Raw genomic sequence first — 16,286 nt, forward strand, 5'->3', positions numbered from 1 at the left:
GTAGGCAGGAGCCCGGCCTTAACTCGAAAGAAGCTGTAAAAAGCTAAGCTCTCCCGCCAGGGTCAGGGTAGCTTGGCAGTGGCGACCTGCACTTGTCCTAACAAAATATGAAGCCGTTACGCACGTTTAGGGTAATCCCTTACCTGCCGCCTGCCTTGGAGAGCCTGCGCTTTTTGGCCTACAACCTGCATTTTAGTTGGAACGTAGAAACCCGCACCCTGTTCCGGCGCATGGATCCAGATCTGTGGGATGCCTGCGGGCACAACCCTGTGGCTCTTTTGGGCCAGATCCGGCAGGAACGCCTGGATGAATTGGCAGAGGATCCGGGGTTCTTAGCCCAACTGGAGCGAGCTAGCCAGCAACTAAATAGCTATCTCCAACGAGACACGTGGTACCGTCGGTACCGCTTATCCCATGCGGTGGAAGGGGAATGCTACGCCTATTTTTCCGCGGAGTTTGGCTTGGCCGACTGTCTGCCTCTTTACTCAGGGGGTTTGGGGGTGTTGGCCGGGGATCACCTCAAGGCAGCCAGCGACTTGGGCCTGCCGCTCGTGGGTGTGGGCCTACTCTACCAGAAGGGGTATTTCCGCCAGTACCTCAGCCCCGATGGCTGGCAGCAGGAGCGCTACCCCACCAACGATTTCTTTAACATGCCCCTGGAGCTGCAAAGAGACGCGGAGGGCCGCGAGATTCGCATTGAGGTGGACTACCCCAACCGCAAGGTATTTGCCCGCATCTGGAAAGCCATGGTGGGGCGAGTGCCCCTATACCTTCTCGACACCAACATCGAGCCCAACAGCCAGTACGACCAGGACATCACCGACGAGCTCTACGGGGGCGACCAGGATGTGCGCATCCACCAGGAGATGATGCTGGGGATCGGTGGTGTACGGGCTCTGCGCGCCCTTGGGATCCACCCCACTGTCTACCACATGAACGAGGGGCACTCTGCCTTTTTGGCAGTGGAGCGGATCCGCCTGTTGATGGTGGAGCAAGGGCTGAGCTTTGAGGAGGCCTGGCAGGTGGCTAAGTCGAGCCAGCTGTTTACCACCCACACGCCAGTGCCTGCGGGGATCGACCTGTTCCCGCCAGACAAAATCGACTACTACCTGGGCTCCTACTACCGCCAGATGGGCCTAAGTCGGGAGCACTTTTTGGCCCTGGGTCGAGAAAATCCAGGCGACTTCCAGTCCCCTTTCAGCATGGCGGTGCTGGCCATCAACATGGCCTCGTTTGTTAACGGCGTCAGCAAGCTCCATGGGGCGGTCGCCCGCAAGATGTTTGGCCCCCTCTGGCCTGGGATCCCGCAAGAGGAGGTGCCGATTACCTCCATCACCAATGGCGTGCATGTCCGCACCTGGGTGGGGGAGGAAAACCAAGCTCTCTACGACCGCTACCTGGGGCCGGAGTGGGCGGAGGCTCCTCCCTCGGATCCTCTCTGGCAGAAGGTGGATCGGATCCCGGATGCGGAACTGTGGCGGGCGCACGAGCACAGCCGCGCTCGCCTCATTGACTTCACCCGCCAGCGCCTGGTGGAGCAGCTGCAAAAGCGGGCAGCCTCGACGGCTGAGATCCAACGGGCCTCAGAAGCCCTCAACCCAGAGGTGCTTACCATTGGGTTTGCCCGCCGCTTTGCCACCTACAAGCGGGCCACTCTCTTGCTCCACAACCTGGAGCGGCTCAAAGCCCTGATCAACCATCCCCAGTACCCGATGCAGTTTATCTTTGCCGGCAAGGCCCACCCTCGCGATACAGCCGGCAAGGAGTTGATCCGCCAGATTGTCCAGGTGTCGCGCCAGCCAGAGTTCCGCCAGCGGCTGGTGTTTATCGAAGACTATGACATGTACATCGCTAGCTTAATGGTGGCCGGGGTGGACGTGTGGCTGAACACCCCCCTGCGCCCCCGCGAGGCCAGCGGTACTAGCGGCATGAAGGCAGCGGCTAACGGCGGACTGCACCTGAGCACCTTGGACGGCTGGTGGGATGAGGCAGATTACTACCAGACTGGCTGGCCCATTGGCCGCGGCGAGGAGTTTGAGGATCGCGCCTACCAGGACGAGGTGGAGGCCAACGCCCTCTACGATCTCCTGGAAAAGGAAGTAGCTCCTCTTTTCTACCAACGCGGCAGCGATGGCCTGCCCCATGCCTGGATTCAGCGCATGAAGCAGGCAATCCGCCTCAACTGCCCTCGCTTCAGCACCCAGCGCATGGTTCGGGAGTATGCCGAGCGAGCCTACATTCCGTTGAGCAACTCCTTTGACCGCATGCGGCGCAACAACTTCCAGGCGGCCCGCCAGTTTACCCGTTGGCGAAACCATCTGCAGGAGAACTGGTACAACCTCCGGGTTCTCGACGTCCGGATTGAAAACCCAAGACAGCCCACTGGCAAGCCTTCTGCCGGCCGGGATAGCCAGGGCCAGGAAGTGGTGATGGCCGGGGAACCCCTCACCGTAACGGTGGAGGTGCAGCTGGGATCCCTGCAGCCGCAGGATGTGATTGTTCAAGCCTACCAGGGGTCGGTGGACGACAAGGGCCAGATCCAAAACGGCCGGGCAACCCCCTTGCGCTACGTGGAGACAGTGGGGGATCGCGCCATCTTTTGTGGCCAAGTTCGCTACGAGAGCAGCGGCTTGCAGGGGTTGGCCATCCGCCTATTGCCCTTTCACCCCGATATGCCCGATCCCTATGAGCTGCGGCTGATGCTCTGGGCCTAGCCGGTCAGGCCCTCCTCAAGAGCTGGGCCAATTGCTTTTTAGGAAGGCTGGGCCAGGCAAGCTAGGTGTTGGAGCTGTTGCAGCTTTTCCCTCACTCGGCCAGAGCGGAGCAATTCCTCTGCTTGCTGGATCCCCTCGCTGAGAGATTGAGCATAGCCCAGCAGCCAGAGGTAGCTGCCGCCATTCCAGAGTACCGCTGGGGCAAGGGGGGAGGGATCCCCGTTGAGGAGCTGGTGCATCTGCCGCAGCAACTCTTTCTCCTCCGCCAGCGGGATCTCCGGGCCGGCCAGGTGATGGTCGCGGGCTTTAAGCAGCAGCCGTTCCCCGCGGTGGTTGAGGATAGCTGTCCGCTCCCGCGGCAGGTCGCTGCTGCCTTCTAGTCCCTTGACCGTGGTAAAGTTTTGGATCCCTTGCAGGGCAAACAACTCCAGCATTGTAGCCTCGGTGGGCGGATGCACATAGCCGGCCACCAGGTGGAAGGGGCCCTCATAGGGTGCCCAGACCAGCTCCAGCGTAGCCAGGGGAGGGCGCTTGCCGATTTGATCCCGGTACTCCATCAGAGCTTGCGCTTGGGGGAAGCAGTCTGGCAAGTACAAAAATCCCAAGCCAGTTTGCTCCAGGCATCGGCCCACCTGCTCCAGCGACCATCCTCGCCAGTCCACCCCCAAGCCTCGCCAAACCACCTCCAAGGGTAGACCATACTTGGGAGGGCAACAGCCGGAACCATGGAGCAAAACAGCTGCTCCTGCTGCCGCCAATACCAAAGCCACTAACACCCCCAGCGGCGCTGTTCGCGAGCGGCCGTCGTAGGGGTGGCCAAAGATAACCAAGGGATGGGGCAGATCTCGTTGGGGAAGGCGAGGGCCGTACTCGGCATAGGCATCCAACATACCAGCCAGCTCTTCGGCGGTGGGGCGCTTGATGCGGTGGGCAATCAAAAAGGCCCCAATCTGGGCCGGGGTGGCTTTGCCCGCAAGGAGCAGCCGAGTGGCCTGGGCGGCTTCGCCGCGGGTGAGATCCTCGTGAGTGTGGGTGCCGCTGCTGATTTTCTTCAAAAGCTCGCGAAACTCGTGGCTCATAGCTTTGGCAGTCTAGGGCGAGCGAACTTGGCAGAAACCCAGGAGGCATCCCTATCTGCCTTGGCGTCGGAAGCAGGCTGGCGGAGCAACTGGGCTGCTAACTGCAAAAACCGGCGAATGGGCGGGATCTGATAGCGATCACGGGTGGTTACTGCCACTACCTGTCGCTGCAACAAGGGGGGGTCGGTGGGCCGCACCTGCAACCCTGGGTCGGCGTGACAGTCCACTAGAGCCGATTCTGGCAGGAGAGCAATCAACTGCCCCTGGCGAACGACACCGCGAAAAGCCTCCAGCGTGTTCAGCTCCAGCGCTGCCTTGAGAGTTAACCCCTGGCGGGCCAGGTGGGACTCCACGCAAGTGCGCATGGCATAGCCATCTTTAAACACGACCTGGGGGTACTCGGCCAACACCGGCCAAGGGATCCGCTCGTAGCGGCTGAGGGGATGGCTGGTGGCCATCAACACCTGGATGGGCTCGGAATACAGGGGCTCCACTACCAGTTCGTCCCCCCGCCTTAGCCAGGGATTTTCCATCACCAAAGCCACATCCACCAACCCATCCTTGAGCACCTTCAAGGCGCGGTCGCTGCCTAGAGCTGTAACCCGCAACTGCACCTGCGGGTACTCTCGGCAGAACTCCTGCAGCACCGGCGGCAGTCGATAGGCAGTCAGGGAGTGGATCCCGGCAACGCAGAGCTCGCTTTGCCCGCCCTGCAGCCATTCCCGAATGCTGGCTTGGGCTTGCTGCCACTCCTGACAGATGCGCCGGGCATGGGGTAGGAGCCGTTCCCCCGCCACCGTCAGGGCCACTGGGCTCTTGCGGTGCAGTAGCGGGGCGCCCACCTCTTCCTCCAAGGCCTGAATTTGGCGGCTGATGGTAGACTGGCTTAGGCCACTGCGGCGGGCTGCAGCCAAAAAGCTGCCACTTTCGACGACGTTTAGAAAAGCCTGCAACAGCTCCAAGCGCACCGAGAACCTCTCAGGAGTTACGGCCTAGCTGCCGCGGGATTTTAGCCAGGGATCTCTCGAACTGCTGTAAGTGCCGCTACCAAACCCTGCCGTAGGGTTCACTTGCAAGCCCGCCCCGCCCATAGGCATTAGCTCCGGCTCGGCAAAGCCCCGCAGCCGCTGGGTAGATTCCAACTCACTCAAGCCCTTGGCCTGCAGCAGCACCCCAAAGCTGCCTAGCCCCAGCGGATCGATCAGCGCTTGGAGCGCAAAGCGCCGCTGCAGCACCTGGCCCACGCCCCCTGACCCATCGCTTGTTTGGCTGAGGGCGGCCAGCCGTTCCGCCAACCCCAGGTTTACCAGAAAATAGCTTTGCTGCGTGAAGCCCAGTCGCTTGAGTCCCAGGGATTCCCCCACCTGTTCCAGGGTTGTAAAGTCCACATGGGCCGTGAGATCTTGGCACCCCACCCGACTATAGGGATCCGTAGAGGTGGCGTGTCGGCGGTAAGCTAGGAGCGTGCCCTGGGAGCGCTGGGGGCTGTAGTAGCGCTGGGCAGGGTAACCGTAGTCGATGGTCAGCACGTAGCCCCGCCGCAGCTTGCGGGCCAGAAGCTGCAGCCACTCGAGGGCCTTGAGGTTGACCTCGGTTTGGTAGCCAGAGGGGTAGGTGGTAATTGGGATCCCCAGCCGGGCAAAGTACGCTTCTAGCGCGGGGGTCGAGGGATCCCCCAGCACCTCTTGAAACCCTCCCTCTGTCCAATCCACGTAGATTTCCCGCAGAGACCCCCCCTGCACCTGCACCCGATGGACCGGAAAGGCATCCACCAGCTCATTGGAGAAAAAACAGCCAGTTACCGATTCCTCCGGGATTTCGTCCCACGCCAGCCAGCGCACCTTCTCCCCAAAGCCCGCCAAGCGCTCCTGCTGCAGCCGCCGCAAAGAGGCAGAGCGTTCCAGGATCCCGTACTCTAGAGCCTGCCAAAACGCAGGGTAAGCCGAGCGCACGTAGGTTAACCAATCTTCAGCCAGGCGACCGCTGCCTGCCCCCATCTCAACGACCGCAAAAGCAGAAGGGGAGCCTAGAACTTGCCAGAACTGGTGAATCTGCTCCGCCAACAGGTGGGCAAAGTCGGGCGCCAGGTGGGGAGCCGTTAAGTAGTCAGGGCCAATGGGGTAGCCCCGCTCGTAGTAGCCCAGCTCCGGCTCGTAGAGGGCCCACTCCATGAACTGGGCAAAAGTCACTGGCCCCTGGGCGCGGATGCGGCTAGCGATGAGATCCCGAAGTTGTTGGTCCGTCTGGGGGTGCAACAAGGTGCCTATAGGCTAGGAGACTCATCTCTGCAAGGGGCGGCGCCAATTTTGGCGAAACCGACGGTTTGTGAAAAGCAGGACTGGCCAGAGAGCTGAGACCAGCCATTTTCCCGATCCCGAGTAGAGGCGATCTGCCTTGCGGAGCGAGTACCAAACCCCTCCTGCGTAGATTGCCAAGAGCAAAAACGGCCACATTTTCGCTTATCCTGCAAACGCCAGCCAGGTGGTTGAGGGAGCCCTCTTAGTAGGCATCCTGCAACTCATAAAAGTCAGGCGTAATGTAGTCCTTGCGCAGCGGCCAGCCGATCCAGTCTTCTGGCATCAGGATCCGCTTTAGGTTAGGGTGACCTTCAAAGATAATGCCGTACATGTCGTAGGTCTCCCGCTCCTGCCAGTCAGCCGACTTCCAGATCCAGTACACCGAGGGCACCCGCGGATCGTCGCGGGGCAGTTTCACCTGGACGCGCACCTCCGGCGGGCGATCCGCTCCGTCCGTCAGCTTAATCAAGTGGTAGAGGCTAACCAACGGCTGGCCTGCCCCTAGGTCATAGCCGCACTGGCAGGCAAGATAGTTAAAGCCATAGGCGTAGAGAGCGGTGCATACGGGCAGGAGAAAGTCCCGCTCCACCTCCAGTAGCTCTACTCCAGCCGCATCCCTGCCCAGATACTGGTGGTCAAAGCCGTTGTCAGCAAGAAACTGAGAAACTGGACCTCGCTCCCGCGTTGCCAGCGACTCGGCTGGCTCAGAGGCAGGAGGCGGACTTTCCGGCGTTTTGGGATCCGTCATCTCAGGCCCCTCCTTGCAAGGCTTTGAGCTGTTGCTCTACCCGCTTGAAGTCGGCAGTCTGCAAGGCCGGCGGCACGGGCAGGCCAATGGCGGCAGCTAGCTCCGGCGGCGGAGCCTGGCGGGTTTCGCTCTCCAAGTACTTGCCAGTGATGACTTCGGGCACAGGTCTAAGGTTGTGCTTGACGGTGTAGTAGCGGTGGGTTTGCTGCAGACGGCCCCGCTCCCGCATGTCCTCAGCAGCAATCTTCTTGCGCAGCTTGACAATGGCGTCCATGATGGCCTCAGGTCGGGGCGGGCAGCCGGGAATGTACACGTCCACGGGGATGAGCTTATCCACCCCTCGCACAGCGGTGTAGGAATCAGAGCTGAACATGCCGCCGCTGATGGTGCAAGCTCCCATGGCAATGACGTACTTGGGCTCGGGCATCTGTTGGTAGAGCTTAACCAGCGCCGGCGCCATCTTCATGGTTACCGTTCCCGCTGTGATGAGCAAATCAGCGGTGCGCGGCGAAGTCCGAGGCAACAGGCCAAAGCGGTCGAAGTCAAAGCGGGATCCCAGCATCGCCGCAAACTCGATAAAGCAGCAGGCGGTGCCATAGAGCAGCGGCCAGAGGCTGGACATCTTGGCCCAGTTGTAGAGGTCGTTTACCGTTGTGAGAATAACATTGTTGGAAAGATCCGTAGTAACTTGCGGAGGAGAGGCCGGAAACAAAACTTCCGGCTCCTTAGAGGTCATGACCATTCCAGCGCTCCTTTTCTCCAAGCGTAGACAAGACCCACCACGAGGATGGCAATGAAAATCAAAGCCTCCACAAAAGCCAGCAGCCCCAGGCGGTGAAAAGCTACTGCCCAAGGGTAGAGGAACACAGTCTCCACATCGAAAATGACGAAGGCAAGCGCGAACATGTAGTAGCGGATGTTGAACTGAATCCAGGCCTGCCCAAACGGCTCCATCCCCGACTCATAGGTGCTGACTCGCAGGGCTCCCTGCCGTTTGGGAGACAAACGGGCTGAGGCCCCTAGGGCCAAAACTGGCAGCAGGGCGCAGACAATGAGGAAAGCCAGCAGGTACTCGTAGCCAGATAGGACAAACACGACGCCAGACTGCCTCAGGTGCTCAACATTTAGATACGTTTCTCAGTATAGAGCCAGTCCGTGGCCTCTTGGCGCCGGCGGATCTTTAGGACTGCTGATGGTCTCGATTGCGGGAGAGCCAACTCCACACGCCGCTTAGCAAAGCGCCGGCTGTCAGGATCCCCAGCAACGGCTGAAACCAGGGCAGCCACAGCCGCAGCCAGAGCTTGTAGCCTAGGGTAATCCCGAAGAAGGCTGCTGTTACCGAGAAAACAAACCAGACAAAGCCGGCAAACATCAGAAGGGCCAGGGCAATGAGAAAAGAGTCCAACCAGCGCTTCCAGGTAGAGAGACTCATAGCCAGAACAGGCCAAATCTTCACAGATCCTAACCCCTACTGCCCAGACCCTTCCCCTTAGCTTCTTCCTGGGCAGCTTCTCATTCCCTTGGGAAGTTGAAGGCGCGGCTACAGCAAGCCTCAGTGCCCCCTAAAAGGGGGGGTAAGCGGCTGAAGCAGGTTGGTTTAGAATTTGACCGGGTCATTCCTGCTGAGGGAGAACTTCGGAGTAGGGCGCAATTTGAGTGAGGCAGAGATTCCGGCAGAGGAAAAACGAGCCTTTGCGCTGAGGGTTGACACGACTTTGGATGCCCTAGGTGAAGTTTTGACTTGGTTTGAGTCCTTTCGCAACGCGGGTATTCCAGATCCCATCTGGTTGGAGTGCCAGTTGGTTCTGGCGGAAGGGTTTACCAATGCCGTCCGCCATGCCCATCGCGCCCTGCCTGCCAGCACGCCTATCGATATCCAGCTGACGCTGACACCGCAGGGGCTAGAGCTACGCATCTGGGATCAGGGTCAGGAGTTTGACTTGGAGGGCTTTGCCCAAAACCTAGCAGCCAACCCTCTCCCCGACGCCGAATCCGAGGGAGGGCGGGGCATTTTGCTGATGAAGGCCCTCTCCACCCACCTGAGCTACACTCGCCAGGCCGATGGCCGCAACTGTCTGTTGATTAGCCGGCGCTTTGACGATCCTGGCTGCAGTTCCCAGCAAGCTGTCTAGGCCAAGAGACCAGCACTCAACTGGCGAATAGCGGCGCTAGCCACATCGCTATAGCGCAGCTCGCCAGCCAAGATTTGGCCCATACGCCGGGTGGCTCCCGGTCGCTTGACGCCAACTCGGTAGCCCACGCCGGGAAAGCGGTAGAACAGAGCCGCAATCCGCTTGGCCCAGCGCATCTCTGCGCCCCACTCCTGTTGGACGCGGGCGGAGTAGTTGGCCAGGGCTTCGGGATCCCCTGCCAGGGCTTGGTCGATGGCCTGCGCCGCCAGCATGCCAGTGAGGAGGGAGGGACGGATCCCTTCGGCAGTAAACGGGTCGACAACACAGGCGGCATCTCCCACCAGGAGCGCATTTTGGCTGTGCAGGGGTTGATCCCCGTCCCAAAGGCAGAGGGGATGGCCAAAGGACTTGACCGACTTGAGGTCGATGCCAAAGTTGTGGGCATACTGGCTGGCTATTTCCCGCAGGTTTTGTTTCTGGCCACCCCGAAAGGTGCCAGCCCCAATTGAGTAGCCGTCCGCCTTGGGGAAGTTCCAAATGTAGCCATTGCTAACGCTGCCGAAGTCAAAGTGAGCAGCGGCAGTTTGCGGCTCCAAGCCAGCTACTTCCGCCTCCAGGGCAGCGGCCAGGCGGCACTGGCGACTGCGGAAGCCCAGCCACTTCGCCATCGACCCCTTGGCCCCATCAGCCCCAATCACGTACCGGCCCCAGACCGGGCCAGCAGGAGTCATTACCTGCCAGCGGTCACTTTGCCACTCAAGGCCGGCAGCGGCACATCCAGCCCAGAGGGTGGCCCCCTGCTTCTGGGCCTGCTGGATTAGGTAGGCGTCGAAAACCTCCCGTCGCACCATCCACACTGGCTCTTTCAGATCCAACTCGACCACCACTGGATCCCCACCCCGCCAGGTGTAGCGAATTTGCCGAATCTTCAGCGAGATGGCGGGGCTGAAGTCAAAGTCAAACCAGGCTGCCACCATGGGGGAGACGCCGCCCCCGCAGGGCTTGTAGCGGGGCAAGGGATCCTTTTCCAGGACCAGCACCGAGCGCCCGCGCTTGGCTAGGTGGTAGGCGGCAGCTCCGCCGGCAGGGCCAGCGCCGACGATGACACAGTCATACACGTAGGACATGGCTTGACACCTACATTCAGGGAACGCTGAAGCCGGGAAGGGGTTATCCCTGGCTGACTCTAGGCCGTAGTCGGGTCTTCTGCCGGGTTGTTACAGCGATACACCTTGGCCCCGACATTGCGCAACTTTTCGTCGATGGCTTCGTAGCCGCGGTCGATGTAGTGGAGCCCGTAGATGGTGGAGCAGCCCTCGGCCGCCAGGCCAGCCAACACCAAGGCCGCCCCCGCCCGCAAGTCCGTAGCCACCACCGGCGCCCCTGACAGAGACGGCACCCCCCGGACGATGGCCACCCGGTTCTTGAGACGAATGTCCGCGCCCATGCGGTTAAGCTCCGGGATGTGGTGCATTCGGTTTTCAAACACTGTCTCCTCGATGGTGCAACTGCCCTCGCTGAGAGCAGCCAAAGCCATGATTGGCGCCTGCACATCGGTGGGAAAACCCGGGTAGGGCAGGGTTTGGATATCGGTGGCCTGACAGATCCAGCCTGAGCTGAGTTGAGCCGGGGCAATGCGCAGACGGTTGGGGCCTTCTTCCTCCACCCGCAGCCCCATGTCCCGCAGCTTGGCAATCACCGCCCGCAGGTGATCCGGAATCACCGGCCCCACGGTGAGCTCAGAGCGGGTAATCGCTCCAGCGATGAGATAGGTACTGGCCTCGATGCGATCGGGAATGACGGTGTACTCTGTGCCATGCAGACGCGGCACCCCCACCACCACAACGGTATTGGTGCCTACGCCACGGATGCGGGCTCCCATCGCCTGACAAAAACGGGCCAGGTCCGCTACCTCTGGCTCTTGGGCGGCATTTTCAATCACCGTTTCCCCTTCGGCCAGCGTAGCAGCCATCATCAGAGTTTCCGTAGCACCAACGCTGGGATAGTCGAGGTAGATGCGGGTTCCCACCAGCTTACGGGCATAGGCGTGGACCACCCCGTGCTCAATCTGAACCGTTGCCCCCAACGCCTGCAAACCCCGCACATGCAGATCCACGGGACGCGAGCCAATGGCGCAGCCGCCCGGTAGGGGCACCTTGGCCACTCCCAGCCGCGCCACCAACGGTCCGATGATAAGGAAACTGGCCCGTAACTGGCTGACCAATTCGTAGGGAGCCTGGCAAGTCCTCAGGGAGCTGGCGTCTAGGTCAAGGGTATTGCCGACATGGGACACCTTAACCCCCAGGGTGGCCAGGATCTGCCCCATGCGTTCGATGTCCAGCAGGCGCGGCACGTTGTGAATTCGACAAGCGGCAGGGGCCAAGAGGGATCCGGCCATGAGAGCCAAAGCTGAGTTTTTCGATCCCCCGATGGGAACGTGGCCGCTTAGGGTCTGCTTGCCAACAATTTTTAGCACCGGCCCTGCTATCTCTGACGAGGCTGCCATCCCTGTGGAGGTCGGCCACAGCTCAGGCTCCAAGAGCCCCGCCGGGTCAATGCGAGAGAACGCTCTGTTGCCGCGATTGTCAAAATCTTTCAATCTTCCTCCTCACACAAAAGAAAAGGTAGGCACTTCAGAGAATACTCTGGGGATCACAGCAGCGGCTAAACTAGCAGGCCCAAACCGGGAGTGAGGAAGGAAGAGAAGTTCCTACAGCCCTGCTTCTACCCTATAGTGGCAGAGGAGGATTCGCTCAGCCACTTCCCTGAATGCAGGCTCCCAGCGCGGGCGGCTGGGTTTAGCCCAACAGGGGAGAGCGGTACAATGGAGAGTGATGAGAATCTCTTGCAAGAAGGAGATCCCTGATGACCGCAACTCGCGTTTCTGCAGAAGAACTGTTTCGGGCTGCCTACGAAAATCGCTACACCTGGGATCCCGACTTTCCGGGCTATAGCGCAGAGGTCACCTACTGGGATGGAGAGCGCATGTTTGTGGGTCAGGTGCGCCTGGGGGCAGACCTGAAAGCCACGGTAACCGGTGTGGAAGATGAGGAAGCTCGGAAAGCCATCCAAGAGCAGATGTGGGAGATTTCTGTCCACCGGGTGCGCCGCAGCTTTGCCGAAGCCCACGGCCAAAACACGTTTCGCTACGGCCAAATCCTGCCCGATGGCTCGGTGGAGATCCTCGTGGGAGGCAAAGCCGAGGGGGATCGCTACCACGTGCGCGACAACCAAATTACCATGGTGCATCGGCACATTCACGGCGTGGTAGTTACCATTCACACCTTCAGCAGCCACGACACCGGCGAAGGCTACCTCTCCCACCGCTACGACTCTGTCTACCACGACGCCAAGACCGGTGAGCAAAAGGGTGGGCGCAGCCAATTTGAAGACCTCTACACCAAAGTGGGCAAGTACTACATCCTCTCCGAGCGGCGCATTCAAACCGAGACGGAAGCTGGTGTTGTTGAGAAGCGCTTTAGCTTCAGCAACTTTGCGTTGCTCGATGCCAGCGCCTAACTGGCCAAGCGACCACAAAAAATTTTTTCGGGGCCGCAACAACCTCCAAGGAGGATTCTGGGCTATGCTTTGAATGTTCCCCCCGGAACTTTAACATGGACAGGACAACGGTAAAACCTACTCCAGATTCCGAAGCCCCCAGCGAGGCTCCCAAGCTGATTCTCCGCCCGGCCCAACTGGGGGATCTGGAGGCGGTGGAGGAGATTTTGGCGCAAGCTTTTGAAGAAGAGTATGGCAGTCGCTCGGTAGACATTCGTCGCCAACTGCGGAGGCTGCGCCAGTGGTACGGGCTTCTAAGAGCCCTAAGCCTGTTTCCCAACCGCTTCCAGCACATGTTTACCGTGCATGTGGCGGAGCTGGAGGGCAAAATCCAGGGGGTTATTCAGGTTTCTCCCTTTAACCATTCCCGCAGCACCTGGCGGGTGGATCACATTGCGGTGGCGCCTTCGGCCCAGCGTCAGGGAATTGGGTCTAAGTTGCTCAAACACTGCATGGAGCACTTTCGCGAGGCCCGCACCTGGATTCTGGAGGTGAACATCCACAACAAGGGGGCGATAGCCCTCTACCGGCACAATGGCTTCCAGCCCCTAGCCCAGATTACCTACTGGTCGATCCCGCCCGAGATCCTGGCCGCCCTCAGCCAACACGAGCCCAAGCTGCCCAACCTGGTGCCGGTGACTAACCGAGATGCCTACGCCATCTACCAACTGGATACGGGATCCATGCCGGCCACGGTGCGCCAGGTGTACGACCGCAACGTGGGCGACTTCCGCACTAGCCCCCTGGAGTGGCTTCTGGAGCAGGCCAGGTGTGCCGTCAGCCAAACCGAACGGCTGGAGATGTGTGTCTACGAGCCCGAGCGGAGAACCGCCATCGGCTATTTCAACCTCAAGCTGGATCGGACGGGGCAGCAGCCGCATGTGGCCAAGCTTACGGTTCACCCCGCCTACACCTGGCTCTACCCAGAGCTCATGGCCAAGATGGCCCAGCTCACCCAAGCCTATCCGCCGCAGGCTTTGGCGTTGGCCTCCACCGATTACCAGCCGGAACGGGAAGAGTTCTTGCTTAAGCTGGGAGCCCAGGAGGTGGAGCGGACGCTGTTGATGTCACGCTCGGTGTGGTACAAGGTGCGGGAAGTCCGCTCGCCGTGGTACAGCGAGTATCTCAGTCTAGTGTTCCAAAAACTGCCAATGAAACAGCCGGTGCCAGAGCGGTTTGAGGGGGCAGCGGAGAGCTGGCTGGAGCACCGCTTTCATCCCCCTGCGCTGGATCCCAACGCCGGGCCAGGGCAGTCCAGGGATCCGCAAGGGTAGGCTCCCCCCTGGCGGTTAAGTCTTGCTTGGCGGGCATCTGCGAACCTCTATGGACAAGTTGAAGGATAGCCCGGCCGAGGCTTCTTCCTGGCGGGCAAAGCTCCAAGCGGCTTTGCACCGCAACCGCAGCGACCCGGCTGCACGCTATTTGCAGTTGGCCACGGTGGATCCCTGCGGGCGGCCGCGCAACCGCACAGTGGTCTTCCGGGGGTTCTTGGGCGAGACCGACCGCATCCAGTTAGCGGTGGACAGCCGCAGCGAGAAGATCCACCAGATTGCCCACTGTCCCCTGGCCCAGATCTGCTGGTACTTTGCCAAAACGCGCGAGCAATTCCGCATCGCCGGCACCCTGGAAGCCATCACCGCTGGCCATCCGGATCCGCAAGCGCAGCAGCAGCGGCAACAGTTGTGGCAACAAATTCCAGAAGAAGGACGGCTGCTCTGGTTTTGGCCAGAACCCAAAGGTCCTCTTGCTCCACCAGAGGCCTTTGTTGCCGAGCTAACCCCCGAAAAGGCCTCTTCGCCGCCGCCCACTTTTGTCCTCCTGCTGTTGGATCCAACGGAGGTGGATCACCTGCAGCTTAGGGGGGATGCAATCTACCCCCAACGGCGAACCCTCTATGAGCGCAGCCCGCAGGGATGGCAATGTCGAGCGGTCAATCCCTAGCAGGGGAGCTGTTTTTCCTCTCGCTTTCCGAGAGAATAGGAAGAGAATAGACGTGCTACCCCCTAGGGCAACGCCGCCCGAGAGCAGTTGGGGAGGTAGCGCTCTCCATCCGACACCTAGCCTTCCTGCTAGCAGGAATTCTGATGGCCATTTCCGCCCTCTCAAAGCGCTTTGCCCAAGTGGCCGGCAGGTCATTGCCGGCTAGCGTACGGCGGGGATCCTTGGGCTTGGCTGCTGCCCTGGCTTGGAGTCTGGCTGTTCCTAGGGGGATCGCAGCTCCCCTAATTGCCACATCCCCGCCCAGTTCGTCTAGGCAGGGGGGGACCTCTGTCCTAACCTCGAAATCGGTTCGCACCGGCCCCTTTCGGGTTGGCAACCGCACTCCCCACCCCATTCGCTTAGTGATCTTGTTGCGCAGCAGCAGTCGGCTGACCAACCCCGAAACGGCTCACTGGGATTTTGCCCCCGGCGAAGGAGGCAGCCAGGGTTTGCTGCTGAGCTTAGGGGAGGAGCCGCTGCAGATTGGCCCCGGCGATGTTGTGGTGGCTTTTACCCTAGATGGAACCCGCCGCTACTGGGGGCCAAATGTGGTGGGAGAGTCGCTGGCGCCTTTTTGGGATGAGGCAAGCGGCTCCTGGTCGATGATCTTGCAGCCCTAGAGAGGCTCACCCTCCAGACCCCTGCCAGCAGAGCCAGCCCACCCCCACCAATAGCGCTGTTAGCCCGTAGAAGCACCCCACCACCTGCACCTCCGACCAGCCCCCCAACTCCAGGTGGTGGTGGAGAGGAGACATGCGCAGCAGCCGTTGGCCTTGGCCGGTCTTGCGTTTGGTGTATTGGAAGTAGCCTACCTGTAGGATTACCGACAGCGCCTCCGCTACCAATATCCCGCCCATCCAGGCCAGAGCCCAGAGCTGATCTCCCAGCAGCGCCAGCCCCGCCAGAGCGCCCCCCAGGCCTAGGGAGCCGGTATCCCCCATAAACAGGCGGGCCCGATGGTGGTTGTGCACCAGAAAGCCCAGACAGGCGCCGCTCAAGGCAAAGGCCACGAGCGCCAAAACGGGATCCGCTGCCGTCAGCCCCAGCCCTGCCAGGACAAGGGCCACCACCCCTGCGGCCAGGCCGTCCATGCCGTCGGCAAGGTTGACGGCGTTGTTGGTGCCCACCAGCACAAACAAAGCCAGCGGCCAAAACAGCCCGCCTAGGGGGAGGGAGCCTATTCCCGGAAGCGTGAGAACCGTTGGGATCCCTTGCCAGGCCAAGTAGCCGCAAAAAACCAGGCCAATCCCCACCTGGAGCAAAAGCTTCGCTTTGGGGGGCAACCCCTTGTTGGAGCGCTGCCGGATGACCAGCCAATCGTCCAGCCAGCCAACCAAGGTGTAGGCCAGGGTCAGGAGGGCCACCGCCAGCCACTGGGGATCCCAGCCGCTCCAGCTTCCGGCTACCAGCAGCCCCACCGGCAAAAAGCTAAGGCCGCCCATGGTTGGCGTGCCCGCTTTTTTGTAGTGGGACTGGGGTCCCTCCTCGCGGATGACCTGCCCTGCCTTCCAGCGCCGCAAGAGCGGAAGAAGCAGGGATCCCAGCACCGCCGATCCCAGCACGCTCAGCCCAAAGGGAAGAAGCACCTGGGGCCGGCTTCCCATCACCAAGGCCGAGAGCGCTAGGCCCAGAACTAGGGAGATCGCCGCCCCGCCCCAGTCCGCCTCCTCCACCTCCAGCCGGGAAAGGGTATCCCCCTCCATCTTTTCTAAACCCCTCACACCCTCAATCTCCAAGCTTGGGAAAACTCTAGCTTGCCCGCGGCTCAGAGGGGGATC

16 protein-coding genes are annotated in these 16,286 nt (G+C 60.8%); 6 read left to right on the forward strand and 10 right to left on the reverse strand.

Annotated features, from left to right (window positions below; translation table 11 throughout):
- The first annotated feature begins 107 nt into the window (after positions 1 to 107).
- On the forward strand, positions 108 to 2,714 hold the full coding sequence (gene glgP, locus NW807_RS10660) for an alpha-glucan family phosphorylase (RefSeq protein ID WP_414426092.1): 2,607 nt from the start codon (positions 108 to 110) through the stop codon (positions 2,712 to 2,714).
- Between the two features lie 38 nt (positions 2,715 to 2,752).
- On the opposite strand, the gene NW807_RS10665 is transcribed toward glgP, so the two are convergent.
- The 7 genes from NW807_RS10665 to NW807_RS10695 all read right to left on the reverse strand — a co-directional run bounded on the left by NW807_RS10665 (position 2,753) and on the right by NW807_RS10695 (position 8,270).
- On the reverse strand, positions 2,753 to 3,793 hold the full coding sequence (locus NW807_RS10665) for an anthranilate phosphoribosyltransferase family protein (RefSeq protein ID WP_414426093.1): 1,041 nt from the start codon (positions 3,791 to 3,793) through the stop codon (positions 2,753 to 2,755).
- Positions 3,790 to 4,761: a LysR family transcriptional regulator gene (locus NW807_RS10670; RefSeq protein WP_414421237.1), complete on the reverse strand. Its 972-nt coding sequence runs from the start codon at positions 4,759 to 4,761 to the stop codon at positions 3,790 to 3,792. Before NW807_RS10670 ends, NW807_RS10665 begins: the two co-directional genes overlap by 4 nt.
- A gap of 24 nt (positions 4,762 to 4,785) precedes the next feature.
- Complete coding sequence (locus tag NW807_RS10675) at positions 4,786 to 6,048, reverse strand: class I SAM-dependent methyltransferase (protein WP_414426094.1); 1,263 nt, start codon at positions 6,046 to 6,048, stop codon at positions 4,786 to 4,788.
- A gap of 244 nt (positions 6,049 to 6,292) precedes the next feature.
- Complete coding sequence (locus tag NW807_RS10680; RefSeq protein ID WP_414395724.1) at positions 6,293 to 6,838, reverse strand: NAD(P)H-quinone oxidoreductase subunit J; 546 nt, start codon at positions 6,836 to 6,838, stop codon at positions 6,293 to 6,295.
- Between the two features lies 1 nt (position 6,839).
- Entirely contained in the window at positions 6,840 to 7,580 is a 741-nt protein-coding gene (locus tag NW807_RS10685; RefSeq protein WP_414395725.1) for an NADH dehydrogenase subunit K, read from the reverse strand.
- Positions 7,571 to 7,933 carry a photosynthetic/respiratory NAD(P)H-quinone oxidoreductase subunit C gene (gene ndhC, locus NW807_RS10690; RefSeq protein ID WP_414405908.1) on the reverse strand — a complete coding sequence of 121 codons (363 nt, stop codon included), beginning with the start codon at positions 7,931 to 7,933 and terminating at the stop codon, positions 7,571 to 7,573. The genes NW807_RS10685 and ndhC overlap by 10 nt, the downstream gene beginning before the upstream one ends.
- Positions 7,934 to 8,018: 85 nt before the next feature.
- Positions 8,019 to 8,270 carry a hypothetical protein gene (locus tag NW807_RS10695; protein ID WP_414411685.1) on the reverse strand — a complete coding sequence of 84 codons (252 nt, stop codon included), beginning with the start codon at positions 8,268 to 8,270 and terminating at the stop codon, positions 8,019 to 8,021.
- A 172-nt stretch (positions 8,271 to 8,442) separates the two neighbouring features.
- On the opposite strand from NW807_RS10695, the gene NW807_RS10700 reads away from it, so the two are divergent.
- Positions 8,443 to 8,970 (forward strand): ATP-binding protein, encoded by a 528-nt coding sequence (locus NW807_RS10700; RefSeq protein ID WP_414426095.1) that lies wholly within the window; start codon positions 8,443 to 8,445, stop codon positions 8,968 to 8,970.
- Here the strand turns inward: NW807_RS10700 and NW807_RS10705 are convergent.
- Positions 8,967 to 10,097 (reverse strand): geranylgeranyl reductase family protein, encoded by a 1,131-nt coding sequence (locus tag NW807_RS10705; protein WP_414422977.1) that lies wholly within the window; start codon positions 10,095 to 10,097, stop codon positions 8,967 to 8,969. The genes NW807_RS10700 and NW807_RS10705 overlap by 4 nt on opposite strands.
- A 59-nt stretch (positions 10,098 to 10,156) precedes the next feature.
- Positions 10,157 to 11,476 (reverse strand): UDP-N-acetylglucosamine 1-carboxyvinyltransferase, encoded by a 1,320-nt coding sequence (gene murA / locus NW807_RS10710; protein ID WP_414426107.1) that lies wholly within the window; start codon positions 11,474 to 11,476, stop codon positions 10,157 to 10,159.
- Between the two features lie 359 nt (positions 11,477 to 11,835).
- Here murA and NW807_RS10715 point away from each other — a divergent pair, with 359 nt between their 5' ends.
- The 4 genes from NW807_RS10715 (at position 11,836) to NW807_RS10730 (ending at position 15,128) form a co-directional block, all read left to right on the forward strand.
- On the forward strand, positions 11,836 to 12,489 hold the full coding sequence (locus tag NW807_RS10715) for a DUF3386 domain-containing protein (RefSeq protein WP_414395733.1): 654 nt from the start codon (positions 11,836 to 11,838) through the stop codon (positions 12,487 to 12,489).
- 95 nt (positions 12,490 to 12,584) lie between these two features.
- Positions 12,585 to 13,802, forward strand: coding sequence for a GNAT family N-acetyltransferase (locus tag NW807_RS10720; protein ID WP_414421242.1), 1,218 nt, complete (start codon positions 12,585 to 12,587; stop codon positions 13,800 to 13,802).
- 49 nt (positions 13,803 to 13,851) lie between these two features.
- The gene (locus tag NW807_RS10725; protein ID WP_414405903.1) at positions 13,852 to 14,469 is read left to right on the forward strand and encodes an Npun_F5749 family FMN-dependent PPOX-type flavoprotein; all 618 of its coding nucleotides are present in this window, start codon (positions 13,852 to 13,854) and stop codon (positions 14,467 to 14,469) included.
- Positions 14,470 to 14,612: 143 nt separating this feature from the next.
- Positions 14,613 to 15,128: a hypothetical protein gene (locus NW807_RS10730; protein WP_414411682.1), complete on the forward strand. Its 516-nt coding sequence runs from the start codon at positions 14,613 to 14,615 to the stop codon at positions 15,126 to 15,128.
- Between the two features lie 6 nt (positions 15,129 to 15,134).
- On the opposite strand, the gene mraY is transcribed toward NW807_RS10730, so the two are convergent.
- The gene (gene mraY / locus NW807_RS10735; RefSeq protein WP_414426108.1) at positions 15,135 to 16,211 is read right to left on the reverse strand and encodes a phospho-N-acetylmuramoyl-pentapeptide-transferase; all 1,077 of its coding nucleotides are present in this window, start codon (positions 16,209 to 16,211) and stop codon (positions 15,135 to 15,137) included.
- Between the last annotated feature and the right edge of the window lie 75 nt (positions 16,212 to 16,286).

The sequence above is a fragment of the Synechococcus sp. R70.1 genome, from assembly GCF_047461675.1.
Lineage (GTDB): Bacteria > Cyanobacteriota > Cyanobacteriia > Thermostichales > Thermostichaceae > Thermostichus.